Annotated in this window: 30 protein-coding genes and 1 pseudogene; 18 read left to right on the top strand and 13 right to left on the bottom strand. The window is 57.5% G+C overall.

Translation table 11 applies throughout. The features are described 5' to 3' along the window. Nucleotides 1-125, bottom strand: a 125-nt coding sequence (locus AC3WP4_RS25920; RefSeq protein WP_256581209.1) for a hypothetical protein, incomplete at its 3' end; no start/stop codon positions are given. Between the two features lie 502 nt (nucleotides 126-627). Here AC3WP4_RS25920 and AC3WP4_RS25915 point away from each other — a divergent pair. The 3 genes from AC3WP4_RS25915 to AC3WP4_RS25905 all read left to right on the top strand — a co-directional run bounded on the left by AC3WP4_RS25915 (nucleotide 628) and on the right by AC3WP4_RS25905 (nucleotide 3,162). Then, on the top strand, nucleotides 628-891 hold the full coding sequence (locus AC3WP4_RS25915; RefSeq protein ID WP_059404905.1) for a DUF2790 domain-containing protein: 264 nt from the start codon (nucleotides 628-630) through the stop codon (nucleotides 889-891). A 188-nt stretch (nucleotides 892-1,079) separates the two neighbouring features. Continuing rightward, entirely contained in the window at nucleotides 1,080-1,394 is a 315-nt protein-coding gene (locus AC3WP4_RS25910) for a hypothetical protein (RefSeq protein ID WP_102616376.1), read from the top strand. 517 nt (nucleotides 1,395-1,911) lie between these two features. Then, complete coding sequence (locus AC3WP4_RS25905; protein WP_008034875.1) at nucleotides 1,912-3,162, top strand: ribonucleotide-diphosphate reductase subunit beta; 1,251 nt, start codon at nucleotides 1,912-1,914, stop codon at nucleotides 3,160-3,162. A gap of 72 nt (nucleotides 3,163-3,234) precedes the next feature. Here the strand turns inward: AC3WP4_RS25905 and AC3WP4_RS25900 are convergent, their stop codons facing one another. Both AC3WP4_RS25900 and AC3WP4_RS25895 read right to left on the bottom strand, forming a co-directional pair. Continuing rightward, on the bottom strand, nucleotides 3,235-3,474 hold the full coding sequence (locus AC3WP4_RS25900) for a hypothetical protein (RefSeq protein ID WP_074879239.1): 240 nt from the start codon (nucleotides 3,472-3,474) through the stop codon (nucleotides 3,235-3,237). An 8-nt stretch (nucleotides 3,475-3,482) separates the two neighbouring features. Further along, nucleotides 3,483-3,971, bottom strand: a complete 489-nt coding sequence (locus AC3WP4_RS25895) for a hypothetical protein (protein ID WP_102616377.1) — start codon at nucleotides 3,969-3,971, stop codon at nucleotides 3,483-3,485. 279 nt (nucleotides 3,972-4,250) lie between these two features. Here AC3WP4_RS25895 and AC3WP4_RS25890 point away from each other — a divergent pair, with 279 nt between their 5' ends. Then, on the top strand, nucleotides 4,251-4,964 hold the full coding sequence (locus AC3WP4_RS25890) for an HNH endonuclease (protein ID WP_102616378.1): 714 nt from the start codon (nucleotides 4,251-4,253) through the stop codon (nucleotides 4,962-4,964). Nucleotides 4,965-5,095: 131 nt separating this feature from the next. Here AC3WP4_RS25890 and AC3WP4_RS25885 read toward each other — a convergent pair whose 3' ends face one another. The 3 genes from AC3WP4_RS25885 to AC3WP4_RS25875 form a co-directional block, all read right to left on the bottom strand. Further along, nucleotides 5,096-5,554 carry an aspartate carbamoyltransferase gene (locus AC3WP4_RS25885; protein WP_207250542.1) on the bottom strand — a complete coding sequence of 153 codons (459 nt, stop codon included), beginning with the start codon at nucleotides 5,552-5,554 and terminating at the stop codon, nucleotides 5,096-5,098. A 110-nt stretch (nucleotides 5,555-5,664) separates the two neighbouring features. Beyond that, nucleotides 5,665-6,744, bottom strand: a complete 1,080-nt coding sequence (locus tag AC3WP4_RS25880) for an ArsA-related P-loop ATPase (protein ID WP_269333950.1) — start codon at nucleotides 6,742-6,744, stop codon at nucleotides 5,665-5,667. Next, nucleotides 6,720-7,394: a TRC40/GET3/ArsA family transport-energizing ATPase gene (locus AC3WP4_RS25875; RefSeq protein WP_269333951.1), complete on the bottom strand. Its 675-nt coding sequence runs from the start codon at nucleotides 7,392-7,394 to the stop codon at nucleotides 6,720-6,722. The genes AC3WP4_RS25880 and AC3WP4_RS25875 overlap by 25 nt, the downstream gene beginning before the upstream one ends. A 148-nt stretch (nucleotides 7,395-7,542) precedes the next feature. On the opposite strand from AC3WP4_RS25875, the gene AC3WP4_RS25870 reads away from it, so the two are divergent. After that, nucleotides 7,543-8,523 (top strand): hypothetical protein, encoded by a 981-nt coding sequence (locus tag AC3WP4_RS25870; protein ID WP_102616380.1) that lies wholly within the window; start codon nucleotides 7,543-7,545, stop codon nucleotides 8,521-8,523. Between the two features lie 30 nt (nucleotides 8,524-8,553). Here the strand turns inward: AC3WP4_RS25870 and AC3WP4_RS25865 are convergent, their stop codons facing one another. From AC3WP4_RS25865 to AC3WP4_RS25855, 3 genes are read right to left on the bottom strand one after another with little or no spacing between them, the layout of a single operon-like run. After that, nucleotides 8,554-9,249, bottom strand: coding sequence for a DUF6933 domain-containing protein (locus AC3WP4_RS25865; RefSeq protein WP_074879251.1), 696 nt, complete (start codon nucleotides 9,247-9,249; stop codon nucleotides 8,554-8,556). A gap of 44 nt (nucleotides 9,250-9,293) precedes the next feature. Next, nucleotides 9,294-9,434 carry a hypothetical protein gene (locus tag AC3WP4_RS25860; RefSeq protein WP_256581789.1) on the bottom strand — a complete coding sequence of 47 codons (141 nt, stop codon included), beginning with the start codon at nucleotides 9,432-9,434 and terminating at the stop codon, nucleotides 9,294-9,296. Between the two features lie 55 nt (nucleotides 9,435-9,489). Next, the gene (locus AC3WP4_RS25855; protein WP_102616381.1) at nucleotides 9,490-10,305 is read right to left on the bottom strand and encodes a sulfite exporter TauE/SafE family protein; all 816 of its coding nucleotides are present in this window, start codon (nucleotides 10,303-10,305) and stop codon (nucleotides 9,490-9,492) included. Between the two features lie 110 nt (nucleotides 10,306-10,415). Between AC3WP4_RS25855 and AC3WP4_RS25850 the strand changes: the two genes are divergently transcribed. The 4 genes from AC3WP4_RS25850 to AC3WP4_RS25835 all read left to right on the top strand — a co-directional run bounded on the left by AC3WP4_RS25850 (nucleotide 10,416) and on the right by AC3WP4_RS25835 (nucleotide 12,314). Next, nucleotides 10,416-11,183 (top strand): AraC family transcriptional regulator, encoded by a 768-nt coding sequence (locus AC3WP4_RS25850; RefSeq protein WP_102616398.1) that lies wholly within the window; start codon nucleotides 10,416-10,418, stop codon nucleotides 11,181-11,183. A 93-nt stretch (nucleotides 11,184-11,276) separates the two neighbouring features. After that, nucleotides 11,277-11,594, top strand: a complete 318-nt coding sequence (locus AC3WP4_RS25845; RefSeq protein WP_074879254.1) for a helix-turn-helix domain-containing protein — start codon at nucleotides 11,277-11,279, stop codon at nucleotides 11,592-11,594. Nucleotides 11,595-11,638: 44 nt separating this feature from the next. Next, a complete protein-coding gene (locus AC3WP4_RS25840) occupies nucleotides 11,639-12,001 on the top strand; it encodes a type II toxin-antitoxin system RelE/ParE family toxin (RefSeq protein ID WP_074879256.1) in 363 nt (120 codons plus the stop codon). Continuing rightward, nucleotides 11,994-12,314 carry a helix-turn-helix domain-containing protein gene (locus AC3WP4_RS25835; RefSeq protein ID WP_074879258.1) on the top strand — a complete coding sequence of 107 codons (321 nt, stop codon included), beginning with the start codon at nucleotides 11,994-11,996 and terminating at the stop codon, nucleotides 12,312-12,314. Before AC3WP4_RS25840 ends, AC3WP4_RS25835 begins: the two co-directional genes overlap by 8 nt. 23 nt (nucleotides 12,315-12,337) lie before the next feature. Here AC3WP4_RS25835 and AC3WP4_RS25830 read toward each other — a convergent pair whose 3' ends face one another. Then, on the bottom strand, nucleotides 12,338-13,396 hold the full coding sequence (locus tag AC3WP4_RS25830) for an MBL fold metallo-hydrolase (RefSeq protein WP_102616382.1): 1,059 nt from the start codon (nucleotides 13,394-13,396) through the stop codon (nucleotides 12,338-12,340). Between the two features lie 214 nt (nucleotides 13,397-13,610). On the opposite strand from AC3WP4_RS25830, the gene AC3WP4_RS25825 reads away from it, so the two are divergent. Together AC3WP4_RS25825 and AC3WP4_RS25820 are read left to right on the top strand one after the other, a co-directional pair. Beyond that, nucleotides 13,611-14,219, top strand: a complete 609-nt coding sequence (locus AC3WP4_RS25825; protein WP_074879263.1) for a TetR/AcrR family transcriptional regulator — start codon at nucleotides 13,611-13,613, stop codon at nucleotides 14,217-14,219. Nucleotides 14,220-14,358: 139 nt separating this feature from the next. Beyond that, nucleotides 14,359-14,901: a DUF1003 domain-containing protein gene (locus AC3WP4_RS25820; RefSeq protein ID WP_074879264.1), complete on the top strand. Its 543-nt coding sequence runs from the start codon at nucleotides 14,359-14,361 to the stop codon at nucleotides 14,899-14,901. A gap of 7 nt (nucleotides 14,902-14,908) precedes the next feature. Here the strand turns inward: AC3WP4_RS25820 and AC3WP4_RS25815 are convergent, their stop codons facing one another. Then, nucleotides 14,909-15,850 carry a LysR family transcriptional regulator gene (locus AC3WP4_RS25815; protein WP_102616383.1) on the bottom strand — a complete coding sequence of 314 codons (942 nt, stop codon included), beginning with the start codon at nucleotides 15,848-15,850 and terminating at the stop codon, nucleotides 14,909-14,911. A 15-nt stretch (nucleotides 15,851-15,865) separates the two neighbouring features. Here AC3WP4_RS25815 and AC3WP4_RS25810 point away from each other — a divergent pair, with 15 nt between their 5' ends. Together AC3WP4_RS25810 and AC3WP4_RS25805 are read left to right on the top strand one after the other, a co-directional pair. After that, nucleotides 15,866-16,573: a CTP synthase C-terminal region-related (seleno)protein gene (locus AC3WP4_RS25810; protein ID WP_074879267.1), complete on the top strand. Its 708-nt coding sequence runs from the start codon at nucleotides 15,866-15,868 to the stop codon at nucleotides 16,571-16,573. Continuing rightward, nucleotides 16,570-16,647, top strand: a pseudogene (locus AC3WP4_RS25805) (antibiotic biosynthesis monooxygenase); the annotation flags it as partial. The gene AC3WP4_RS25810 and the pseudogene AC3WP4_RS25805, both read left to right, overlap by 4 nt. 120 nt (nucleotides 16,648-16,767) lie before the next feature. Here the strand turns inward: AC3WP4_RS25805 and AC3WP4_RS25800 are convergent. Next, a complete protein-coding gene (locus AC3WP4_RS25800) occupies nucleotides 16,768-17,124 on the bottom strand; it encodes a DUF2025 family protein (RefSeq protein WP_102616384.1) in 357 nt (118 codons plus the stop codon). Between the two features lie 234 nt (nucleotides 17,125-17,358). Here AC3WP4_RS25800 and AC3WP4_RS25795 point away from each other — a divergent pair, with 234 nt between their 5' ends. The 3 genes from AC3WP4_RS25795 (at nucleotide 17,359) to AC3WP4_RS25785 (ending at nucleotide 20,209) form a co-directional block, all read left to right on the top strand. Then, nucleotides 17,359-18,486: a glycerophosphodiester phosphodiesterase gene (locus AC3WP4_RS25795; RefSeq protein ID WP_074879273.1), complete on the top strand. Its 1,128-nt coding sequence runs from the start codon at nucleotides 17,359-17,361 to the stop codon at nucleotides 18,484-18,486. Nucleotides 18,487-18,595: 109 nt separating this feature from the next. Next, complete coding sequence (locus tag AC3WP4_RS25790) at nucleotides 18,596-18,901, top strand: PepSY domain-containing protein (RefSeq protein WP_074879276.1); 306 nt, start codon at nucleotides 18,596-18,598, stop codon at nucleotides 18,899-18,901. 135 nt (nucleotides 18,902-19,036) lie between these two features. Continuing rightward, nucleotides 19,037-20,209: a GAF domain-containing sensor histidine kinase gene (locus AC3WP4_RS25785; RefSeq protein ID WP_102616385.1), complete on the top strand. Its 1,173-nt coding sequence runs from the start codon at nucleotides 19,037-19,039 to the stop codon at nucleotides 20,207-20,209. Between the two features lie 18 nt (nucleotides 20,210-20,227). On the opposite strand, the gene AC3WP4_RS25780 is transcribed toward AC3WP4_RS25785, so the two are convergent. Further along, complete coding sequence (locus tag AC3WP4_RS25780; protein ID WP_102616386.1) at nucleotides 20,228-21,853, bottom strand: methyl-accepting chemotaxis protein; 1,626 nt, start codon at nucleotides 21,851-21,853, stop codon at nucleotides 20,228-20,230. Between the two features lie 275 nt (nucleotides 21,854-22,128). On the opposite strand from AC3WP4_RS25780, the gene AC3WP4_RS25775 reads away from it, so the two are divergent. Together AC3WP4_RS25775 and AC3WP4_RS25770 are read left to right on the top strand one after the other, a co-directional pair. Further along, nucleotides 22,129-23,151: a transporter gene (locus AC3WP4_RS25775; protein WP_074879282.1), complete on the top strand. Its 1,023-nt coding sequence runs from the start codon at nucleotides 22,129-22,131 to the stop codon at nucleotides 23,149-23,151. A gap of 277 nt (nucleotides 23,152-23,428) precedes the next feature. Then, nucleotides 23,429-25,042 carry an inorganic phosphate transporter gene (locus AC3WP4_RS25770; RefSeq protein WP_102616387.1) on the top strand — a complete coding sequence of 538 codons (1,614 nt, stop codon included), beginning with the start codon at nucleotides 23,429-23,431 and terminating at the stop codon, nucleotides 25,040-25,042. Nucleotides 25,043-25,067 lie beyond the last annotated feature (25 nt).

Here is a 25,067-nt window from a genome sequence, read left to right as displayed (position 1 = left end):
TGCTCGCGCCAGAAGCCGTCCGGGTTAACGACGGACTGCTGGTACATGGCCTTGTAGGTCGCCTCGTCAGTCAGCGTGTTGGCCAGAACCTCGGGACGAACGGGATACAGAGAAGCCGCACTCATCTTTGTTACCTCGGTGGAATAGTTGTTTTTGTATGACCCCAGTTGTAGCCGGGCCGGGCCTATAGAACCATTCGACGATGGTAGTAACAAGCCCCTACAAAATGTGGCTATACCTCGCCAACCCGCTCAAAAGCATTGATTTCAGGGACTTGATCGTTCCCACGCTCTGCGTGGGAATGCAGCCCGTGACGCTCCGCGTCACTGGACGCGGAGCGTCCCTTGAGGCATTCCCACGCTGGAGCATGGGAACGATCATTGGCTTCATCAGCCAACCAAAGGTCGCTTTTCAAGGATTGTTACAGGATCCGCCAATAGTGTTTATCAAAAGCACGCCTATATGAATGTAAACCCCACGCCTAAAATCAGCCTCGCCAACCAGGCAACGTGATTAACCAAGTTGCAGCCCCCACGAAGGCAGTTAATCCAAAACCAGTACTTAAGTTCTACACGCAACCCCAAAAAGGTTGCGTGACCCATTCGACCTCTAAAAGGTAAATCTGAAATGAAAGCTTTATTAGTTCTGGCCCTCAGCAGCCTGTGCGCAACCGCCATGGCAGACGAGGCCCCGACTGATGTCGCACAGCAGCAACCCGCCGTTGAGGAATACACTTACTCCACTCACCTGGACATCGCCAAAGTTATCTCCATGAGCGAAATCCCGAACGTCTGCGAAGTTGTTCCGGCGAAAATGGAATACGACGACTCCAAAGGCCAACGCCACATTCTTCGCTACAGCGTCATGGGTAACGGCTGCTCCAACGGCTAATCACCCGCTCTCACCGTCCCAAGGTTCGACCCACCCGCCCGCTATTAAGGCAGATGAAGCGCCGAACCTTATATATCGACTTATACGATTGTTTTAAGCGTTTATTTGCGCTTTTTAATCAAATTAGCTGGCGTAGTATGAATTCCACACCCAAGGCACAAAACGCCAACGAACCTGGAGCCACTACCATGAAAACCAAATTGATCCTCGCCCTGACCCTCTCTGTCCTGGCCGCTAACACCTTCGCCGCTGACGGCTACGACCGTACCGGCTCGGCATCTTTCACTACCGAAGCGGCTGTCGCTTCTGATGGTTACGACCATACCGGCTCGGCGACTTTCGCTGCCGATGGTGCCGATCACGTCGGTGCAGGCAAACTCGCTTCTGACGGTTTTGATCACACTGGCGCCGCCAAAGTCGCTGCTGACGGCTTCGACCACACCGGTGCAGCCAAGGTCGCAGCGGATGGTTCCGACCACGTGGGTGCTGCCCGCCTCAGCTGACCCTGAATGCGAACTCACAGCCCGGCTTCGGTCGGGCTTAGTTGTGTCTGGGAGCATCGAAAATTGACTCAAAACACAACATGTAGTGAAAAACGCAGTTTTCTGGCTGTTTTTTGAACAAAAAAATAGTTGGCCAAAATTTATGAAAAAAAATCTTCACGCTCGACATCCAGCCAAAGCCCTATAAACCCTCGCTCCGACCGAAAAACCCGCCTTCTCGACCGCTGCATGCGCGGATTCGCCCCACCACGACCGCAAAAATTTCCCTATAATGCCGCCTTAAACGGGCCTGCAATATTCCCTTACAGGGATAACAGCCAGTCTGAAGCCCACGCCGAAGTCTTCACCGATTTCTGCGCCCGTCAGAGGCTCTCGGAACCCCGTACAAATTTATGTTTATTTGCCTGCGTGTACCGCTGCAAAAAACGCTATCCAACGCGGCCAGTAAGGCCGTGTGAAAAACCAACCAATCAGTTTTCACACGGGCAACTGGCCCTCACGCAGGAGACGACACGTCATGCTGAGCTGGGACGAATTCGACAAAGAAGACAGCGGCGAAACCGTTGTAAAAGGCGCCAACGCTGGCCACGCAACTGAAGCCAACATGGACCGCCTCGACACCGCCGGTGGCGTCGCGGCTCAAGAAGCCCGCGCTGTAACCGCGTCCGACTCCGCCGCAATCGCCCGTGCAAAAGCTGCCCTGGACAACCTCGACATCGCCGAAGGCCTCGCCGAACTCGAAGGCGCCTCCGCCCGTGTAGCCGTCGACGAAAAGCGCATGATCAACTGCCGCGCCGACCTCAACCAACTCGTACCGTTCAAGTACGACTGGGCCTGGCAGAAGTACCTGGACGGTTGCGCAAACCACTGGATGCCGCAAGAAGTCAACATGACCGCCGACATCGCCCTCTGGAAAGACCCGGAAGGCCTGACCGACGACGAGCGCCGCATCGTCATGCGCAACCTCGGCTTCTTCTCCACCGCCGACTCCCTGGTTGCCAACAACCTGGTCCTGGCCGTGTACCGCCTGATCACCAACCCGGAATGCCGCCAGTACATCCTGCGCCAGGCGTTCGAAGAGGCGATCCACACCCACGCCTACCAGTACTGCATCGAATCGTTGGCCATGGATGAAGGCGAGATCTTCAACATGTACCACGAGATCCCATCGGTCGCGAAAAAAGCCACCTGGGGCCTCAAATACACCCGTTCGATCTCCGATCCGAAGTTCGAAACCGGCACCGTCGAAACCGACAAAGAGTTGCTGCGCAACCTGATCGCCTACTACTGCGTTCTGGAAGGCATCTTCTTCTACTGCGGCTTCACCCAGATCCTCTCCATGGGCCGCCGCAACAAAATGACCGGCGTCGCCGAGCAGTTCCAATACATCCTGCGCGACGAATCCATGCACCTGAACTTCGGCATCGACGTGATCAACCAGATCAAAATCGAAAACCCACACTTGTGGGACGCTGAAATGAAGGAAGAAGCTTCGCAGATGATTCTGCAGGGTACTCAGCTGGAGATTGAATACGCACGGGATACCATGCCTCGTGGCGTGTTGGGCATGAATGCGGCGATGATGGAGGATTACCTGAAGTTCATCGCTAACCGTCGTCTGTCGCAGATTGGGTTGAAGGAAGAGTATCCAGGGACGACTAACCCGTTCCCTTGGATGAGCGAGATTATGGACTTGAAGAAAGAGAAGAACTTCTTTGAGACGAGAGTTATTGAGTATCAGACTGGTGGGGCGTTGAGCTGGGATTGATTCCGGCTGAACCGAGCACTCGTGAAAAGACCGCCGAAAGGCGGTCTTTTTTTATCCATTAGAAATGCAGTTCTAATCATCATTACTGTATCGATGCCTATCAAAAAAAAGACCTGCACCGAAAGAAAGAAGCATGATCGGCAAAGCGTCAAGATCAAACCCATCGATCTTTGGCACCACTATAAAAGCAGCCACCCCACCCAAGACAAATGCGCTGATACCCAACCATTTCCTGTACCGGTACGGTCTAACGAAAAACCCCAGAATGAGAGCAATACCCAACAATAGCCCGTAGCCCAAATATTCACTCATCGCTTGCCTCAACCTTTTGCCTTGATAATCATCGATGAAGTCGAATGCTGGGGGCCTATGCCGCCATGGGCTCTTGCATCGACACTGACAATCACATCACCCGCGTGATAAGTCGGCAACCGCTCAAGCGCAAACATATGACCTGCTTTACCTAACACAGGACCAGAAATAAAACCGTAAGGCAGAACTCGAGCCACAGCAGCACCGAAGACACCAGCGGTCATATTGGCAATGCTCATCCGCTGTTCATTGAGCGTATCCGCGTGTGCCCGAGTCAACGGGCTGGATATCCCGACCATCATGGCGCAAAGCCGGTCCTTTGCGAGCATTCGTTCGTAGAGGTCGACTACTAAATTATTAACTTCAAAATGTGCAGTTTTCGTCTCGTATAGATAAAGCTCTCTAAGTCGGCCTCGATCACTCGGCTCAACCGTAAAGTGCACGATAACGAAAGAAATTCCATGACGACCAAAATACTGACTTCGTTCCAGTTTCATGAAAAAGTCCTTTATTTGAGTAATGGCATGGATAGTCCTTTATTTCGTGCTGTTGTAGGTCCTGCCACAGGAAAAGCAAAAAAGGCTTACGGAGTTTTCGGATACGTCCTACATACTGCTTATGTGCTTGATTTTCAGTCTTCGAAGCATTCGGTAGTTAGTGGCGGCGTCTTTGTAGGATCAATTGAGCGATTCGTCGGTCTTTTACGTAGGAATTTTCGTAGACAGTCGTAATGGCCACTCAGTATCGTCCGAGGGTTTTCAGCCCTCGGCGATTTTATGCACACGGAAAAGAGCAACAGCGATTGGACTGACATTGAGATTCAGGCTGCGGTAGACGCCTATCTCAGCATGTTGTCCCGAGAGCAGAGTGGTCAGAAAGTCGTTAAGACTGAGGAGAACAGCATCCTGCGGGAGGGAGCCTTAGCCGGTCGGACCAAAGGGTCGGTTGAGTTTCGGATGCAGAACATCTCTACCGTGCTGGAGGAGTTGGGTCGAGCTCGCATTGCGGGCTACAAACCCGCCAAGAATGTCGGCGCGAACGTTGCGCGAAGCATTCGAGAAGCGCTCAACGCTCCAAGTACTTTGACACCTGAGGATTTTGCCCCGACGGCGGACGAGGCAACGCTGGAAAGGCGATCTGCCAAACTTGAAAAACAACCGATTAAAGACGTGCCGAAAGGGATTGAGAGACCAGAACAGACTCAGTCCAGCGGAAAATCTTATGTTCGCGATCCTGAGGTAAGAGCTTGGGTTCGCCAACAGGCTAACGGTAGATGCGAAGGCTGTGGCGAGCCTGCTCCGTTTGAAAAGGATGGCAGGCCGTTTCTTGAGGTCCATCACGTTAAGCATTTGGCACAGGACGGTTCGGATCGGCCAAGCAATGCCGTGGCGCTGTGTCCGAACTGTCATCGACGTTGTCACCATTCCGGTGACCGGGATGAGTTCACTGCCTCACTGTTTCAGAAGGTGGAACGGTTGAAGTTTGAGTGATTGGGCCTGTAGAACTTCATCGGCACATGCGCACGAAGACGGCGAGCGATTTTTGTTCTGGTTCTGACTGTCAAACCTGCTCTACAACGTTTTTACCCAGCCTAAGCCGATCGCCGCCCATGGCCCCTCGTTCACTTGTTCATCATCTCGCTATGATGTGCGTCTCCTTCCATCGCGTCCTTGCCATGGTCGGAAAGCTGGGCATCAAACCACTGGTGAAGCGCCGCTATCAAGGCTGGATCCGAGGTCTTGAAGGCCAATTCGGCGCCATCTTCGATGTCTTTGTAGGTGATCGCCATTTGCCCAGGCTTGGCGGCTTTCAGGTCTGCCAGGCCAGGCATGTCTTGGCCATGGATGTGCGCCGGGCCTGAGAAGTCGCCCTTGAGAAACCGCTCGCGGATGTCTTGAAGGTGCTGGCGAACCCACTGCACTTGGGCAGCATCCGCAGGCTTTTTGACGACCACTTGCTGAATGCCGCCTTCAGCGGTCTTGGTGAAGACATGGGTCGTCGCTGCGAGGCTGAACGGCATGACATCCTTGCCGCGACCTGCAACCTCGGCTTGCCGTTGCGCGTCGTTCGAATGATCCATGGTCTGAGCGTGAAGGTTTGCAGCAAGCGCCGAGAGAATGATTGAGGCGATGGCGGTTTTTAGCACGGTCTTTCTCCGATGTTGGAAGGGTGTGAGCCGACGCTGGCGCGTCAATCCAACAGGCGCTTCAGTGCTGCGACCCCAACAGGTGGCTCCGCCGTCCAGGGCACCACGATGACATCGTGGCGGGTTTGGTCTGCAACCCGCGCCATCTGCTTGCGCTCACTGTCCAGGCGCGCTCGCAGCAGCGGGTCATCGGTGTCTGTGGCCAATAGAGACTTATTGACCACCCAGGCAAACGGTTCGATTTTGGCCCTGCGCAAGTCATCCTGCAGTGCTGCCGCCTGAGACACCGGTGTGGCTTCGGGCAGCGTCACCAGGATGATTTTGGTGTAGTGCGCATCTTGCAGGCGCATCAAAGGCGTGACGATGTGGTCCGAGTCGCCTTTGAATTCCCGAACCATCTGGCGGTGATAGGCGCCTGTGGCATCCATCAGTAGCAGTGAATGACCCGTGGGGGCGGTATCGAGCACCACGAACGACGTTCTGGCTTGAGCAACCACGCGGGAGAACGCGTGGAAGACCGCTACCTCTTCGGTGCAGGGGGATCGTAGATCCTCGATGAGCAAGGCGATTTCATCTTCCGTCAGGGTCGGCGCGCGGGAGGCCACGATCTTGTCCACGTATTTTTGGGTCTCGACCTTGGGGTCGATGCGGCCAACGTCGAGCCCTTGCACATCGGCGTTGAGGGTCACCGCCAGATGCGCCGCAGGGTCCGTGGTGCTCAGGTGCACGGACTTGCCGTGCTGTACCAGGCCCAGGGCGATGGCGGCGGCAATGGTGGTTTTGCCTACTCCCCCTTTGCCCATGACCATGATCAACCCGCGCTCGTCATTTGCAAGCTCGGCAACCAGTTCCGAGAGGGTGTGATGTTCCAGGGGTGAGCGCGCTTGTGTTGCAGCCGTTGTTGGCCTGGCAAGTTCCGGGGAAAGCAGACTGCGGAGCGCGGGCAAGCCAACGGAATCTACAGCCTTGAGCGAAATGTAGTCGGCTGAAAGCTGGCGCAACGACGTGGGCATCTCGTCGAGCGCCTGCTGGCCGATCGCTTCGATGGCGGCTGCGATCGGATCATTCAAGTCGCTGCGTTTGAACACAGCGTTCACCACTAAACGCTGGTTTTCCAGACCCAACTCACGGAGCTCGTCGGAGGAACGCGCAGCCTCGCCCAGTGCGCCTTTGTCAGGGCTGGATTGTTCAGCGCCGCCAACGCCTGATTGAAAAGCTGCTCCTGCATTTTCAACCCCGAGTGCGGCCCCAGGCATGACGCACCACGATCATTGCCTTCCAAAAATCCGCTCCACGCTTTGGGCAGGCTCAACAGCCTGAGCGTGTGCCCCGTGGGCGCGGTATCGAACACGACATGATCATAGGCCGCGCCGCCCTGTGACAGGAGGTGGGAGAACTCATCGAACGTTGCGATTTCGGTCGTGCATGCTCCCGAGAGTTGCTCTCGCACCAGAGCAATATCTTGATCGCTGGTCTGGGCGCCCATTTGCTCGACCACCCGGGCCCGGTAGTCGATGGCAGCGGTCCCGGGGTCGATGTTGAGCACGAACATTCCAGGCACGTTCGGCACCGCTACAGGCTGATTGCTCAGCTCGACACCGAGCATCTCATCAAGGTTAGAGGCCGCGTCTGTGCTAACCAGCAGCACCTTCTTGCCTGCATCAGCCAAGGCGATTGATACCGCAGTGGAAACCGACGTTTTGCCAACCCCGCCCTTGCCAGTGAAGAACATATATTTGGTGGGCTGATCGAGCAGTTTGATGGTGGACTGCATGGCACGTTAGCCTCGCTACGGAGCACAATTGAGGCTCAGAGTTTAGACCGATGCTCAGCAGCGCCAACTTTATCTGAAAAACATTCAGTGCAACCCGCCCCACCTCCCGCTATTAATACCCTTCCCCACTCAAGGACCCGAGCCCGCCATGAAATTCGACCTCGCCTACTGCCTCAGCCTCGACGACAAGCTGTCGATCTATGACGTGCGCGATTTGAATTTCGACGAGACCATGGATTTCGATTCCACCAAAGAACACTTCCAATGCCCCAATGACGCATGCAGAGCGGCCTTCGATGCGGCGAACGTGTTGACGACGTTCAACGCCAAAAACGTGAACTACGTGCGCACCCCGCACTTCAAGAACACGCCCAGCACCCGGCATGTGGCGGATTGTCCTTATGTCAGTCTCAAGGCGTCGGCGTCAGGTGTGGACGGTGCGGAAACGGATGACAGTCGCGAGGAGCATTTCCCGTCGGAGTTGTTGCTGACGCGGCGTGAGTATGTGCGTAAGCCGTCGAACCTGGCGGTGGCGGCTGATGTGATGCGGGACGATCCGAAACCGCCTTCAGCGGCCAGTGACGTCGAACACCCGAGCCGCGAATCAGCACCGGACAAGACCAGTGTCTTCGCCCACCCGGTGGAGTGTTTTGTGTCGAACTTCGAGGACAAGGAGTTGCTCAAGCGCATGCCGCTGAAGATTGGCGAGCACACGGCGCCTTATGGGTCGTTCTTCAAGAAGATCGAGTATCTGCAGGACAACAAGGGGCTGATTTACTGGGGCAAGATCAAGGAGATCAAGGATTACACGCAGAGTTTTCGCATCGATTTCGAACAGAAGGTCTGGTTCAAGCAAGCCGACGAGGCGAAGAAGAAGCCTTATTCAGTCAACGTTTACTTGAGCAAGAAGCTGATCGACAACTACCGCAAGCGCAAAGCGTTTCTGGAAGAGATCAAGCACGCCAGTGAGAGCGGGAAAGAGTTGTATTGCTTCTTTTATGGTGTGACACCGGAGTTGAAGCAGGTACCGAGCAAGAAAAACCCCGAGCAGACGTTCGGGGTGTTCAGTGCGAATATTGAGAACCTGGATCACTTTATTATTCGTGAGGCGCCGGGGCTCAAAGGTTAAAGGATCGGGGCACGGCGTCATTGCGACGGCTCATTGCGCTTCGAGATTAAGCTGCCTTACGGCCTCCCGAATCTCCCGTTTCGCTTCCTTGTGCCGCTCACGGGCTGCTTGTATGCCAAGCTCGTCAAGGCCGCCGTAACGGCTTAACCAGTGAACGATCATTTCCTCATCCGGGAAGAAGTAATCCTTATGCTCTTTACCACCTCTCAGGTAGTTGTTCATGTCGGCATCGAAGCGGCCTGCCGAGAACTCGTCGGGGGGTAAAGAACCTTGTTCGGCAGCACATCCCTCAAACACCCAGGCGATGTCATTGATGTGTTTCTGCGCACCGCGATGTCCGCGCTTGTAAAACACGTACTCGCGACAACTCTCTTGGAATCGCTCCGCTATCAGTTCATCGTTGAACCAATGAAGTATGTCGTGTTGCCCCGCATGCTGAATCACGCCGTTTATCCAACGCTCGGAAAAACGTTGAACGAAACCTACGATGTCCGCTTTTTTCGCGTCCGCAAAAATCATGCAATAACGAGTTTTTACGTGAATGACGTACAACACATGCTTGCGTTGAACAGTGACGGCGTGAACCAGCCACTGTTCCGCTGACTCATCAGGCACATCATCTTCAATGACGGACGATGGCGGTTTGTCCACCGGGCTGATTTTTTTACCCTTGTGCACGCGGCTGAAGAAGTTACTTGCCGCTTCGGTGCAATTGAAGATCCACATCCATCTTTCTCTTATAAAGGGCTGGTTGATAACTATCTTCAGTCCTACCGTACGTTCTCTTCAACCCATTCAAGCTTATAGGGCTGGCGAATAACGTCAGCAATCTCCTCCCTTGCCGCTTCGCAGAGAAGCGACAGCTCCGCATCGGTCAGCAAGTCGTGCTTGACCATCAATCGCAAAGCCATGAGTGCACTAGAACGACTGGAGGGGTCGAAAGTCCGGACGATATCCTTATCCCGATCACTTGACCCACATACCCAGCATCACCAAAACCAGTAAACCAACATACACCCGCGCATGCATTCGATCCGGTATCCGCCCAATCCACGGCGTGGCCAACCGAATCCCCACCAGCGACCCCACCGTCAACACCGCAAACGCCAGCAGATCCACATAACCGACAAACCACGGTCCAAGATCAAACTCGCTAAACCCAGCCATCGCCATGTAAGTCAGTGTCCCGGCCAACGCCACGGGCAAACTCAGCGGGTTGGCCATGGACGTCGCCTGGGACATGCTCAACCCACAACGCCGCAACAACGGCACGGTCATGACGCTGCCGCCTACGCCGAGAAACGTGGCGATGGTGCCGATTCCTACACCGCCGCCAGACACTTCTGCCCTTCCTAATCGCCGTGGGATGGCGGTGTCTGGCGCTGTAAGAAAGCCGCGTCGCACCAGGCAATCCGCGATGGTCACGCCCAGGTACGCGATGAAGGCATAGCGGATCACCTCGCCACTGGCCCACATCGCCGCGACGGCGCCCACTACCGCGCCCACGCCGATAAACCCGCCCAACGGCCACAGGTAATGACGAATGAGATTACCGGCGCGGCGGTGTTTTCCGGTGGCGATCGCTGCGTTGACGATCATCACGCAGGTCGAGGTTGCCACGGCAATGTGCATCGCCGATTGGCTGACGGGGTCGTCTGTGCCGTGGCTGGCCATGAGCATGCGGTACAGCAATGGCACGACGACGAAACCGCCGCCGAAGCCGAACAGCACTGCGGTGACGCCGGTCATGCAGCCGAAGAGTGCCAGCAGAAGATAGAACATGGAGGTCGTCCGTTGGTTGAGAGCGGTCGACGATAGAGCGATGCGCCTTGGCCTGCTTCAGCAAGTCAGCCAATAATGCTCGCGTTTACGCCAACCACTGGGACTGCTCGATGCGCAATGTTTCGATTGATCTGCTGGACCACACGCCACGGCCGGTGGTGGCCATCGGTACTGATTATTCCCACGGCCATTTGTTGCCTCGTCATACACATCGGCGGGCGCAATTGTTGTACGGCGCCACGGGGGTAATGCAGGTGAGCACGCACGACGGCAGTTGGGTGGTGCCGCCGCAGCGGGCGGTGTGGATTCCGCCGGGAGTGGCGCATGAAGTGCTGATGCTGGGGGTGAGCACGCGCAGTGTGTATATCGAGCCGGGGGCGGTGGATCTGGGGGATCGCTGCCAAGTGATCAGCGTTTCGCCGTTGATGCGGCATTTACTGATGGAAGCGGTGGAGATCCCGCTGGCGTATGACGAGCGTGGGCGCGACGGTACGTTGATCGGCTTGCTGCTGCATGAACTGGCGCGCAGCACTCACCTGCCGTTGCACATTCCCCTGCCCGTCGATGCGCGGCTACTCACGTTGTGCCAGGGCTTTGTGCAGCAGCCCGACGCTCATCAGTCGCCACAGCAATGGGCCGATCATTTGCATATCAGCCTGCGAACTTTCAATCGCCTGTTCCGCCAACAGACGGGCCTGAGCTTCAGCCAATGGCGCCAGCGAGCCTGCGTGGTACTGGCGCTGGCGCGGCTGGTGGTGGGAGAACCGGTGACGCGCATTGCCCTGGATTCTGGCTATGACAGCCCGGCCGCGTTTTCCACGATGTTCCGCCGCGTGCTGGGACAGGCGCCAACGAACTGGCTGGACGGGACGCGATAGAACCGATCAAAAAATGAGTTTGCTTCGCGCTCAAAACAACTGTACAAAAACACAGTACATTTTGAATCAGCACTCTTGAGCCCGGAGAACACCATGGCCTCTCTTGCGATGAAAATCACCCTGGAACGTATCGCCCTTTTCCAGTTCACCCCCGCGCATAGCGCTCAGGCCCGAGCAATGCTGGGTTGGAGTGTGGAGGAACTGTCTCGGCAATCCGGGGTTTCGGTGGACGCTATTCAGCGATTTGAGGATGAACGCGATGTGCTGGATGTTACGCGGCTGGCGTTGGCTTATCGGTTTGAATCGGAGGGGTTGGTGTTCTTCCCGGGGTTTGCGCCGGGGCGAGGGATGAATGTGAAAGGGTCGACACCTGATCCGGTGGGGCGGGCGGATTATGCGATGGTTGAGTGAGAAATCATCGATTGACGATTATTCCCAAATAGGTATATTTTCGCATGAGTACAAGGAAGTCACTCCTGTGGGTTAGCAGCAGCAAGAAAGACCTCAAGCAAATGCCCGCAGATGTACAAGATGTTTTTGGTCATGCACTAGATCTGGCACAAAGCGGTGCAAAACATCCCGACGCGAAGCCTCTAAAGGGTTTTGGAGGTGCAGGTGTGCTTGAGATGGTGGATGACTTCAATACGAACACCTATCGCGCCGTTTATACCGTTCGTTTTGGTAATGCCATTTATGTTCTGCACTGCTTTCAGAAGAAGTCGACTACGGGTATCACAACCACGCAGTGCGACGTCGATTTGATCAGAAAGAGACTTCAAGCGGCGCAGGATCACGCAAAAGGATCAGGAAATGATTGAAATCGAAGAGAGCAGCGGGAACGTCTATGAAGACCTCGGGACGCCCAACGCCAATGAAATGCGAGTCAAATCGCAATTGGCGGCCAAAATTGGCGAGATCATCAAGGCTCGCCATTTGACCCAAGTTCAAGCGTCTGAAATCTTGGGCCTGTCTCAACCCAAGCTTTCCGAGATGTTGCGCGGAAAGTTTCGAGGTATCAGTGAAGCAAAGATGATGGAATGCCTTTCATTGCTCGGACGTGACGTGCAGATCGTGATCAAGTCAGCCCCCCGATCACGAAAAGAGGGCCGTATTGAGGTGGTTTTCGCTTAAGACGCTCAGCCCGGTTTCACACGCTATGCGTTCTGAGGCTCCACCTGATCGCCAACGTTCTCCATCTCCGACCACCAAGTGCTACCTCGTTGCGGATACATCACATTAAACGCCTGCCCCATCTGCGGCGTAGTAATCGACACATTCCGCTCCCAGGCCAACGCCAGGATGCGGTCGAAAGGTTCGTACCAGGCGTGCATCGACAAATCGAACGTGCCGTTGTGGATCGGCAATAACCAGCGACCTGTGAGGTCGATGTGCGCTTGCAAGGTTTGCTCTGGCTGCATGTGCACATGCGGCCACTCAACGTTGTAGGCACCGGTTTCCATGAGTGTCAGGTCGAACGGGCCGTACTGTTCGCCGATGCGTTTGAAGCCGTCGAAATAACCGCTGTCGCCGCTGAAGAAGATTCGCGTGTCACCATCGATCATTACCCACGAGGCCCACAGCGTGCTGTTGCCATCGAACAGACCGCGACCGGAAAAGTGCTGCGAAGGTGTGGCGATGAACTGAATACCGTCGACCTCAGTGCCCTGCCACCAGTCCAGTTGCCGGATTTTGCTGGCGTCGATGCCCCATTTGATCAAGGTGTCTCCGACGCCCAGTGGTGTGAGAAAGTACTTGGCCTTGTCCGCCAGTTTGAGCACCGCTTGATAGTCGAGGTGGTCGTAGTGATCGTGGGACAGGATCACTGCTTCAATCGGTGGCAGTTCTTCGAGGCTGATCGGCGGTTGGTGAAAGCGCTTGGGGCCGGCCCATTGCACGGGTGAGGCGCGGTCGGCGAAGACCGGGTCGGTGATCCAGAACTTGTCCCGCAGTTTCAGCAGTACGGTGGAATGACCGAGGCGGTAAACGCTGTGGTTGGGGGCGGCGATCAACGCTGCCTGAGTCAGGGTTTGCACCGGGACAGGTGCTGTCGGGCGGGTGTTACGCGGTTTGTGGAAGATCATGTTCCACATGATGCGCAGGGTTTTGCGAAAGCCTTCGCGTTTTACCAGCGCATGGTTTCGAAAGAACCCTTCTGCCTGACGGGAAGCTTCCGGCGTAGAAGCGTTATCCGAGGGGGAAGTTGAAGTGGCCATGATTGAATGACTCCAGGAAAACCACCTGCTTCGTGGTTTTCCGCTTGGGGACGATAAATGGCCAAGGCACGCACGCATCAGCCGGAGATCTATTGTTCGCTGCACAGGGTTAACAAAACATTACACTGCACAGTGTAGTTCCAAGGTTGCATCAAAGCCGATCGCAAGTAAACTGCCAAGTGTAATTCTTACCTCTTTCTGCCGAAGCGTACTTATGACAGCTCCACAGCGCCTCACCGACCGAAAACGCGAAGCCATCATTCAGGCGGCGATTGCCGAATTCCGTGCCAACGGTTTCGACATCACCAGCATGGACAAGATCGCCGCCACCGCCGGCGTGTCGAAGCGCACGGTGTACAACCATTTCCCCAGCAAGGAAGAATTGTTCGCCGAAATCCTCAATCAATTGTGGGCGCGGGTGACGGCAGAACAGGAAACGCCCTACCGCCCTGACGTGCCGCTGCGCGAGCAGATGCGCCAGATGCTGATGGCGAAAATGCAGATGCTGGGCGATGACAATTTTCTCGATCTGGCGCGAGTGGCCATCGCCGCCACCATCCATTCCCCCGAGCGCGCGCAGAATATGGTCGCCCGAATGGGTGAGCGCGAAGAAGGCCTGACCATGTGGATCCGCGCTGCCCAGGCCGATGGCCGTTTGAAACCGGTCGCCCCCGAATTCGCCGCACAACAGATTCAGGGGATGCTCAAATCCTTTGCGTTCTGGCCACAGATTTCCATGGGGCTGCCCGGCTTGTCTGCGGAAATGCAGACCACTGTTGTGGAGTCGGCGCTGGACATGTTTCTGGCCTGCTATCAGCTCTGAACCGAGCTGCAATAAATGACAATGTCTGTCGATTTTCCAATCACTGTTCGCTCTGAATAAAACACCGCAATGTGTTTCAGAATGAAACTGGCGCTGGGGCTATAGTGGGCCTCAGTCCCAGCGCCATGCAGAGAGCACCATGACCACCACGACTTCCGGCACCAAACCCGCCCCCGCCCCAGTTGACCACCTGCGCTTTCATCGCCCTCACGCCCACCTGGCGCCCACCTTTGGCAATGACAAGTTTGCACTGCGCGCCGAGGCCTTCGCGCGGTTCTTCGGCACGCCGACCTTTCTCGGGGCGCAGACGCTGATCGTGGTGGTATGGATTTGCCTCAACCTGTTCGGCGTGGCCCACTTCGATCTCTACCCGTTCATCCTGCTCAACCTCGCCTTCAGCCTTCAAGCGGCTTATGCCGCGCCGCTGATCCTGCTGGCCCAGACCCGCCAGGCAGCACGCGACAAAGCCCAATCTGAAGCCGATGCGCTGCACCGCGAAGCACTGGCCGTCGCCAACAGTGAGCGCCAGGCACAAGCGGCGCAGAACACCGCGCAACTGCTGGAGTTACTCGAGCAAAACACCCGGCTCACCGAAATGACCAAGGCCCTCACCGAACGCATCGAAAGCCTGACCTCGGAAATGCATCAGCACTTCGTGCGTAAGGATCAGCCGAAGGTTTAGCGCTCGGTCAAGGCAATCGAAGCGCTCGCCCCAACTCATCGAATAACGTCACCACTGAGCGCAAGGCACGGCAGTCCGGGCGGGTCAGCAACCAGAGCGCCGTGTCGTACCCGTGAAGTGGCTCGCTCAACGGCTGCAGTCCGTCACCGATGAGGAAGTCCGGCAATGCCGCGACACCGAGCCCGGCCCGCACCAGCTCAGTCACCGACAACATGCTGTTGCAGCGATAACCCGGTATGACGCCCGGCAACTGCTGACGGCGCCACACAACGGTGGGGTGATCGGGGAGGAAGTCGTCCGGGGCGATCCAGGTCAGCGACGCCAAGTCTTCGGAATCGACCGCCTTCAGATACGCCTCACTGGCACAGACTCGATAGGAAACCTGGGCCAATCGCCGACCCACCAAGTGCTCGGGCGGGGTGCGAGTCAAGCGCAAGGCGATATCGGCATCCCGACGGCTGAGGTTGGCGAAGTCGTTGGACGTACTCAGCTCGATGGTCAGCGCCGGGTAACCAGGCATGAACTTCGCCAACGCCGGCAGCAACAAGCCTTGCAAGACCGAATCGGTGCAGGTCAGGCGCACCGTGCCGCTGATGACTTCACCGCCCTGCTCCACGCCAATGCGCGCAGCCTCCAGCGCCTGTTCGGCACGCTCAGCCTGCTCGGCCAGGGTTTTCGCCAAGGTGGTGGGCAAGTAGCCGGCGCGGCTTTTTTCGAACAGTTGCTGGCCCAGCGCAGCTTCCAGTCGGCGCACGCCGCGAAACACGGTCGAGACGTCGACCTTCAACAGCGTCGACGCCCGGGCCAGAGAGCCGCCGCGCACCAACGCGAGGATCAGGGACAGGTCGGGGTAATCCAGCCGATAGTGCATCGGTGCATTGATCAATTGGGATAACGCCAATATTGAGTGCGTGCACGCCAATCTATAGTGGCTGCCAGGAATCAACAAGCGTGGAGCGCACTCATGGAAACCCGCCCAATTCGCATCGCCCTGATCGGCGATTACGACTCGCAAGTCACCGCTCACCAGGCGATCCCCATCGCCCTCGGCATGGCCGCTGAACAGGCGAACATCGACGTGCAGTTCCAGTGGTTGGCCACCGACCGTATCAGCGCCGATGCGCCATCGGCTGATTTCGACGGTTTCTGGTGCGTGCCCGCCAGCCCTTACCGCGACAGGGACGGTGCGTTGCGAGCGATTCGTTTTGCCCGTGAACAGCAACGGCCGTTCCTGGGGACCTGCGGCGGCTTTCAACACGCCGTACTCGAATACGCCCGAAATGTTCTGGGCTGGGACGATGCCGAACACGGTGAAACATCGCCGGATGCGGAACGAGCGTTGCTCACGCCTCTGAGCTGTTCGCTGGTGGAAGCCGTCGACAGCATTCATCTGGTTGAAGGTTCGTTGATCGCCGATGCGTACGAAAACGCTGAGATTGTCGAAGGCTATCGCTGTCGCTACGGCGTCAATCCAGCGTTCGAACGTGAGTTGTTGAGCCAACAGTTGTGCGCTGTTGGCCACGATGCTTCAGGTGACTTGCGGGCGGTGGAACTCAAAGGGCATCCGTTCTTCGTCGCAACACTGTTCCAGCCTGAACGCGCAGCGCTCAAGGGCAAGCTGCCGCCGCTGGTCCGTGCGTTGATCGCCGCCTGCAAGGGGCAGAAGTCATGATCGCCAACACTGCGCCAGCGCCTTACTACGCGGTGATTTTTACCTCCCTGCGCACCGACGGTGATCACGGTTACCACTAGAACGGGCGTATGCGTTCAACCAGTGAATGGTTGTGGTGTTCTTACGGCCGTCATCGCGAGCAGGCTCACTCCCACATGGGTTATGTGTCGATCACAAGACCCATGTGGGAGATTTTATGTAGCAGAGCCACCACAGCCACCGCAACAGCTCTGCACGAGACTGCGAACCGCCGAAATCTCCGGCACTTCCCGCCGATTCATGTACACCCGCAACGGCTCGGTGATGTTGATCCGGTCATCGATGTTCTGATCCAGCAACAACTGAATCAGCTCACGCTTGAGCGTCATGGCCTGCGCGGAACCTGGGGCCCAGACGAATTCGCTGGTGGGAATAATGCCGTCGTCAGCCACGTCCATGCCGAAGGAGTCTTCGCTGAAACGAACGATGTACTGGCCGGTCTTGCGATTGAGGCCGACGAAGCCTTTGAGTTGGTCGGCGGCCTGGCAGATGAGCTCGGAAGTGGTGCGCATGATAAACCTCACAGAAGGTCGCAAAGGACCGGTGATCGATGGTTTACACGCAGGGCAAGCGAATGGGCGTTCCCTCTGCCGGGGTAACTGCCGCGGCCAAGAGTACTGCAAAGAAGCGCACAAAAGCGCTGAAAAAATCTGCTTTAAACAGGTTTATGTCGGTCTGGCGATAGCGCAAGCGGCGCTCAGTTGTTAAAAGAGACGTCTTTGAAAACCTGCGAAAGGACCTCGACCATGCCTGCTACCTTCACCAAGAGCGCCCTGTTGCTGAGTCTGATGCTGGGCCTCGGCCAGGCACAGGCCGCCAGCGAGCCAAGCCCCACCGCATTGGCCGCCCGCATGGGCATCCCGCATCCGGCCGTGATCGCTCACCGTGGCGCGTCCTTCGATGCCCCGGAATCCACCGCCGCCGCCTACAAACTGGCCCGCGATCTGGGTGCCGACTACCTGGAACTGGACGTGCAACGCAGCAAGGACGGCGTGCTGTTCGCCCTGCACGACGACAACCTGCAACGCACCACCGATGTCGCCAGTAAATTCCCTGAGCGCAAGGACCGCCCTGCCAACGACTTCACTATCGCCGAGCTGAAAACCCTCGATGCCGGCAGCTGGTTCAACGCTGCCTACCCGGATCGCGCGCGTCCTGCGTATGTCGGTCTGAAAATTCTGACCCTCGATGAAATCATCGACATTGCCCAAGGCAATCCGCTGCACAAGCCCGGTCTGTACATCGAAACCAAAGAGCCGAAGCAGTTTCCCGGGATCGAGCGCGACCTCAAGGAAAAACTCCAGGATCGCGGCTGGTTGAGCCCGGCGGGTTCGAAACTGGCGAAGAGCGATCTGGCGGTTGGCCAGGGCAAAGGTAAAGTCGTGCTGCAAACCTTCGAGAAGAGCAGTCTCGAACTGCTCCAGAAAGAAATGCCGACAGTGCCGAAAATCCTCCTGCTGTGGGTCGGCGAAGGCAGCATCGAGCCAAAATCCAAGGTGACGTTTGCCGAGTCCGGCGACAAGGACAAAGCCACCTACTACGCCAAACAGCAACCGAAAGACAAAGCCGAATTCCAGCAATGGGTCGAGTACGCCAAAGCCCAGGGCGCGATCGGCACCGGCCCATCTGCGGCGCTGACCAAGGGTGGCGATCAGAGTTACTCGGACCTGGTGCAACCCTGGATGAACCAGTACACCCACGATCAGGGCTTGTTGGTGCACGTTTACACCGTCGACGATGCCGTGGATTACCAGAAAGTCATGGACGCCGGCGTCGACGGTATCTTCACCAACCGCGCCAGCGAGTTGCTCAAGTTCTACAAACGTCCGGCGGCGGCCAGCGTGGCGCAGTTGCTGCAGAACAACGGTTACTGATGAACGTGGGAACGATCCATACCCAGTCGCGTTCGGAGAATTAAGGGTGGATTAAGTTGCGCCGGTTAACCTGATCCCACTTAAACAGATCACCTAAGGAAAGAACCTCATGAAAACCCTGACTGCCCTGTTCACTGCCGCTGCCCTGACCCTCACCGCTGGCCTGGCCCAGGCCGATGTCCGCGTCGACCAGATCCCCGAGCTGGTCAAAAGCGGCAAGATCAAGTCATTGGAATCAATGAACGAGGAGGCTCTGAAACTGCATCCTGGCGCGACCATCACCGACACCGATCTGGATAACCACTTCAATGGCTACGAGTACGAAGTCGAACTGCGCACTGCCGACGGCAAAGAATTTGACGTGGACTTCGATGCCACCACTGGCAAAGTACTGAGCAACAAGCAAGACAACTGATGCGCAAATAACAAGCCGCACGATCTTCGGATCGTGCGGCTTTTTTGCATCTCAAATTCAGGTAATCAAGTCGCGCCAACGCAGCGGCAGCCCGCTAGAATCACACCAAACTGTTCATTGCAGAGATGGGTCGAAATGGGGCAAGCAGCGGCAGCAGACATCGCCACGATCGGCCGGATCAGTGCGGTGCCGGCGATTCTTCAAGTGATCCGCGAACTGACGGGCCTGCGCTTCGTCGCCGTGGCCCGGGTCACCGAAGATTCATGGACCGCGTGTGCGGTGCTCGACCAGCTGAATTTCGGTCTACAGGTTGGCGGGGAGCTGGATCTTGCCACGACCCTGTGCCACGAAATTCGTCAGGCGCATCACTCGGTGGTCATCGACAAAGCCAGTGAAGACCCGCTTTACCGCGATCACCACACCCCTCGTCTCTATCAGTTCGAAAGCTACATCGCCGTGCCGGTTTTCCGCACCGACGGACGCTTTTTCGGCACCATCTGCGCCCTTGACCCCAACCCTGCACCGCTCAAATCCAGCACGATCCAGAGCACCATGGAATCCTTCGCCCGGATGCTGGCGCTGCAAATCGAGGCCGAAGAAAACCTGCAAAAGACCGAAACAGCGCTGAACCAGGAACGGGAAACCGCCGAACTGCGCGAACAGTTTATTGCCGTGCTCGGGCATGATCTGCGCAACCCTTTGTTCGCCATCAGCGCCGGTGCCGAAATGCTCCTGCGCAAACTACCCGATCCGGCGAATCAGCAACGGGCCCGGCACATCCTCACCAGCGCCCTTCGTGCGACCAAACTGGTGGATGACGTTCTGGATTTCGCTCGCGGCGCTTTGGGCCGTGGCATTCCAGTGAACATCGAGCCGTGCCCGGATCTTGAGGATGCCTTGCGGCATGTGATTTCAGAGGTTCAGAACGTCCATCCCGACCGCACCATAACCTCGTCTATCGGCGACCTGCGCAGCATTCATTGTGATCGCGAGCGGGTCGCGCAATTACTCTCCAATCTGGTGGCGAACGCAGTTGCTCACGGAGAGGACGATAGTCCGATCGAAATCAGCGCGCAGATCAACGAAGGACAGTTCGTGCTGAGCGTGAAAAACCAGGGCGTGATTGCCGAGGATGCGCTGCCCTATCTGTTCCGGCCCTACGCGCGCCCGGCCAGCGGAGCACCGCAGACCGGCCTCGGGTTGGGGTTGTACATTGCCAGTCAGATTGCTCGGTCCCATGGCGGAAAACTGGACGTGGTCTCGACCGAGCAACAGGGCACGACGTTTACTTTCAGCTTGCCGGTGTGATCTGCCAGGTCATTCCCGTTACGCGCTTAAACGCGCCGTCACTTCATTCAACTGCCCCGACAACCCGTGCAGGTTCTGACTGGCCGCTTCGGTGCGCTGCACGTTGTCCAGATTGGTGCTGGCGATACTGGTGATTTCGGTGAGGTTGCGCGAGATGTCTTCGGCCACCGACGTCTGCTCTTCCGCGGCAGTGGCGATCTGGCGGTTCATGTCGCGGATAGCTTCCACGGCAAGGGTGATGCGCTCCAGCATGACGCCGGCCTGAGTCACTTGCTCGACACTTTCCTCGCTGCGCGACTGACCGCTTTCAATCGCCAGAGCGGCGTCCACCGCGCCGGTTTGCACCGTTTGAATGATCTGGTTGATCTCGATGATCGACGCCGCCGTGCGCTGGGCCAGGCTGCGGACTTCATCCGCCACCACCGCAAAACCGCGCCCGGCTTCACCGGCACGGGCTGCTTCGATGGCGGCGTTGAGCGCCAGCAGATTGGTCTGCTCGGCGATGCCGCGAATCACTTCCAGTACCTTGCCGATGCGCCCGCTGTCGGTTTCCAGACGACGGATGACCGTGGCGGTATTGGCGATTTCGCCGCGCATTTGGGTGATGGTGTGAATGGTGCCCTGCATGACTTTTTCGCCTTGCTGGGCGGACTGGTCGGCATCATCGGCGGCGCGTGCCGCATCGGCGGCGTGACGTGCGACTTCTTGCGCGGTAGCGGACATTTCGTTCATCGCCGTGGCCACCTGATCGGTGCGGTTGAACTGCTCGTTAGTGCCGCTGGCCATCAGGGTTGCGATGGAATTCAGTTCACCGCTGGCGCTGTCCAGATCCGAGGCGCTGCGCTGCAAACGGTTGAAGGTTTCGGCAAGAAAATCGCGCAGGGTATTGGCGGCTATCGCCAGTTTTCCCAGTTCGTCCTGACGGGTGCTGGCCACGCGTTCGGCGAAACGCCCCTGGCTGAGTTGCGCCACGTACTCGATCAGTTTGCGAATCGGTTCGACCAGGTTGCGGTTGACCAGCCACAGGCTCAACAACCCGATCAACAGCCCCGAAGCGAGCATCACTATGATCCCCAGCAACACGGTGCGGTCGGCGTCGGCGCTGATCAGCTTCGATTGCTCGGCCCCTTGCTTGCGTAACTCACTGACCAACTCGCTCATCTGATCGCTGGTTGCGCGGTCGACACCTTTGACCGCCGTATCACCAGCCGTTGGGTCGGCGCCTGCCGCCACGTAGGCGTCACGGCCCTTCCGATAAGCCGCGCCCAACAGACGATGTTCGTCCCGCAGGCGTTCGATGCGCGTCTTGAGTGACGGCTCGATACCCTTCTGCCCGGCCAGTTCACCGAGGATGCCCTGCACATCGCGCTGACGGTCTTCGAATTGCTTCCAGTATTTGTCCAGATCCGCAGGCTGCTTGCCGCGTAGCAGAACGTTTTTCCACTCTTGTACCTGCACCTTGAATTGCAGGTTGGCTTCATCGATCAATTGCGAGGTGTGCAGCGGGCCTTCGATCAGATTCGCGTAGTTCTGAACACCGCTGGAAAGAAAGTGAAAGCAGGCCAGGGCGATCAACAGCATCGCGAACAGGCTGCCGCTCAGCAGGGCGAGAATTTGCGCTCTCAAGGACTTTTGCAAAAACATCGGAAGGTACTCATGACAGGAATGAGGCACGCCGGGCGAGGCGTGAAAGAAGTCCGGACATCCCTGTCTGCGACCTTGGCCAGTGGTCAAAGCCGTGCGAGTTAACGTAGGCAAGATCGGCGGGCCAGAGCGGTTCTTTAACCAATTCCGACCGTCGGTAGCGCCATCATTTCGCCTCCACCGCCTTGTCACAAAACGGTCAAAACTCCTTGCAATGATGCGGTTCAAGTGAACCTGTGAAACCCGCAACAGGCGCCTCCTCACAGCGAGACCCCATGAACCACAGCATCGACCAACGTCATCGCGACACCGACCTGTTCGGTCTGCTGTACGGTTTCAGTTTTCGCCCCGGCGAGCGCGGCCGCGAGCTCGATTCGGCCAAGGCGTTGCAGTGCCTGCAACAACCCGGCGACAACGACGAATTTCTCTGGCTGCACCTGAACCTGGCCCACGCCGCATGCGAGCGCTGGATGAAAAGCCATCTGCAATTGCCCGATGAATTTTTCGAAGCACTGCATGAAGGTTCGCGTTCGACGCGTATCGAGCATGTGGATTCGGCGTTGCTGGCGGTGGTCAACGACGTGGTGTTCAACCTCAGCAGCATGGTGTCGTCCGATGTTTCGACCTTGTGGGTTTGCGCCCGCAGTCGGCTGATCGTCAGCGCACGGCTGCAACCGCTGCACTCGGTGGACAAGCTGCGCTCGTCGGTGAAGGCCGGTGAGTGCTTTCGCTCGCCACTGGAATTGCTGGTGCATCTGCTGCGCGATCAGGGCGAAGTGCTGACCCAGATCGTGCGCAAGACCAGCCTCAGTGTCGATCAGATCGAAGATGAGTTGCTGTCTTCGCGGCTGTCGACCAACCGGGCTGAGCTGGGTGCCAACCGACGGGTGCTGGTGCGCTTGCAACGCTTGTTGGCGCTGGAGCCGGGCTCGTTGCTGCGCCTGCTCAATCGCCCGCCGCAGTGGTTGCAAAAGGAAGACGTCAAGGAGCTTCGCAAGTCCACCGAGGAGTTCGCGCTGATCATCAACGACCTCACGGCGTTGGGCGAACGGATCAAGCTGTTGCAGGAAGAAATAGCCGCCAACCTCAACGAACAGAGCAACCGCACGCTGTTCACCCTGACCGTGGTGACGGTGCTGGCGTTGCCGATCAACATCATCGCCGGGTTCTTTGGCATGAACGTCGGCGGGGTGCCGCTTTCCGGCGACCCGGAAGGGTTCTGGATTCTGGTGGCATTGGTCGCGACGTTTACCGTGATCGCCGGGCGTTGGGCATTCCGTAAGCGCCAGGATTATTAATATCGGAGCGCCTTCGATTCACTGTGGCGAGGGGGCTTGTCGGAACGCCGCACCGCCCCGTTCGGCTGCGCAGCAGTCGTAAACCTGCAAAAACGATGTAACTGAAAGAATGCTGGGGGCCGCTTCGCGACCCAACGGGGGCAAGCTCCCTCGCCACAGGTACTGCATTCTGATCAACGGATCGGCAATAAACCCAAACACTGACTTAACTCAGCCTCTCTGTAACATTCAGCAACGATCATGGGCGACATTCCTTCTCTCCTCAGGATTGTCCGTCATGGCGACTCCTTCCTTCACCGCCGCCCAGGCGCCCACCAGTAGCTCCAAACCTCAACTCGATAAAAAGCCCAGCCTGCTGACCCTCGTGATTTTCTTCGCGGTGCTGGGCAGCGGGTTGTTGTTTACCGCCTACAGCCTGATGCACGACATGAATGAGCTCGGCACCGTGGTGACCACCTGGACGCCGTTTCTGCTGTTGGGCGTGGCGCTGCTGATTGCCCTCGGCTTTGAATTCGTCAACGGTTTCCACGACACTGCCAACGCCGTGGCCACGGTGATTTACACCAACTCCTTGCCGCCAAATTTCGCGGTGGCCTGGTCCGGATTCTTCAACTTCCTCGGGGTGCTGCTGTCCAGCGGCGCGGTGGCGTTCGGCATCATCGCCCTGCTGCCGGTGGAGCTGATTCTGCAAGTCGGTTCTTCCGCTGGTTTCTCGATGATCTTCGCCCTGTTGATCGCCGCGATCCTGTGGAACCTCGGCACCTGGTGGCTGGGGTTGCCGGCGTCTTCGTCGCACACCCTCATTGGCTCGATCATCGGGGTCGGCGTGGCCAATGCCCTGATGCACGGCCGCGACGGCACTAGCGGCGTGGACTGGGCGCAGGCAACCAAAGTCGGTTACGCACTGTTGCTGTCGCCGCTGATCGGCTTCATGTTTGCGGCGCTGTTGCTGTTGGCCTTGCGGGCTTTCGTCAAGAATCGTGCGCTGTACAAAGCACCCAAGGGCGACACTCCGCCACCGTGGTGGATTCGCGGCATGTTGATCCTGACGTGCACCGGCGTGTCCTTCGCCCACGGCTCCAACGACGGCCAGAAAGGCATGGGCCTGATCATGCTGATTCTGGTGGGCACGCTGCCGATGGCTTACGCGCTGAACCGCACCATGCCGGCCGACCAGGCGCTGCAGTTTGCCGCCGTGGCCGAAGTCACCCAGCAAGCGCTGGTCAAAAATGCGCCGTTGCCAGCGCCGGCCGACCCGCGCGCGGTGCTGTCCGAATACATGCGCAGCAAGGAAGCGTCACCGCAACTGATCCCCGCCCTGGCCGCGTTGACCGGCACTATCGGGAGTGAAGTGAAGGGCTACGGCTCGCTCGCAAAGGTCCCGGCCGAGGCCATGGGCAACGTGCGTAACGACATGTACCTGACCAGCGAAACCATTCGCCTGATGGACAAGAACAAGGTCGGCAACTTCGACGCCGATACCAATGGCAAGCTGCAACTGTTCAAGCAGCAGATCGACAACGCCACGCGGTTCATTCCGCTGTGGGTAAAAATCGCGGTGGCCATCGCTCTGGGGCTGGGCACCATGGTCGGCTGGAAACGTATCGTGGTGACGGTTGGCGAGAAGATCGGCAAGACCCACCTGACGTATGCTCAAGGCGCCTCGGCGGAAACCGTCGCGATGCTGACCATCGGCGCGGCGGACATGTTCGGCCTGCCGGTATCGACGACTCACGTACTGTCTTCGGGGGTGGCCGGAACCATGGTCGCCAATGGCGGCGGATTGCAGATGAAGACCATCCGCAACCTGCTGATGGCCTGGGTGCTAACCTTGCCGGCGGCGATTCTGTTGTCGGGCAGTTTGTATTGGCTGTTCACCCAACTCTTCTGATTCACCGCAGTTCCCATGTGGGAGT

It is taken from the genome of Pseudomonas sp. FW305-20, from assembly GCF_058788075.1.
Note: the sequence above shows the minus strand (reverse complement) of the source record. Positions and strands in the feature narration are given on the sequence as shown.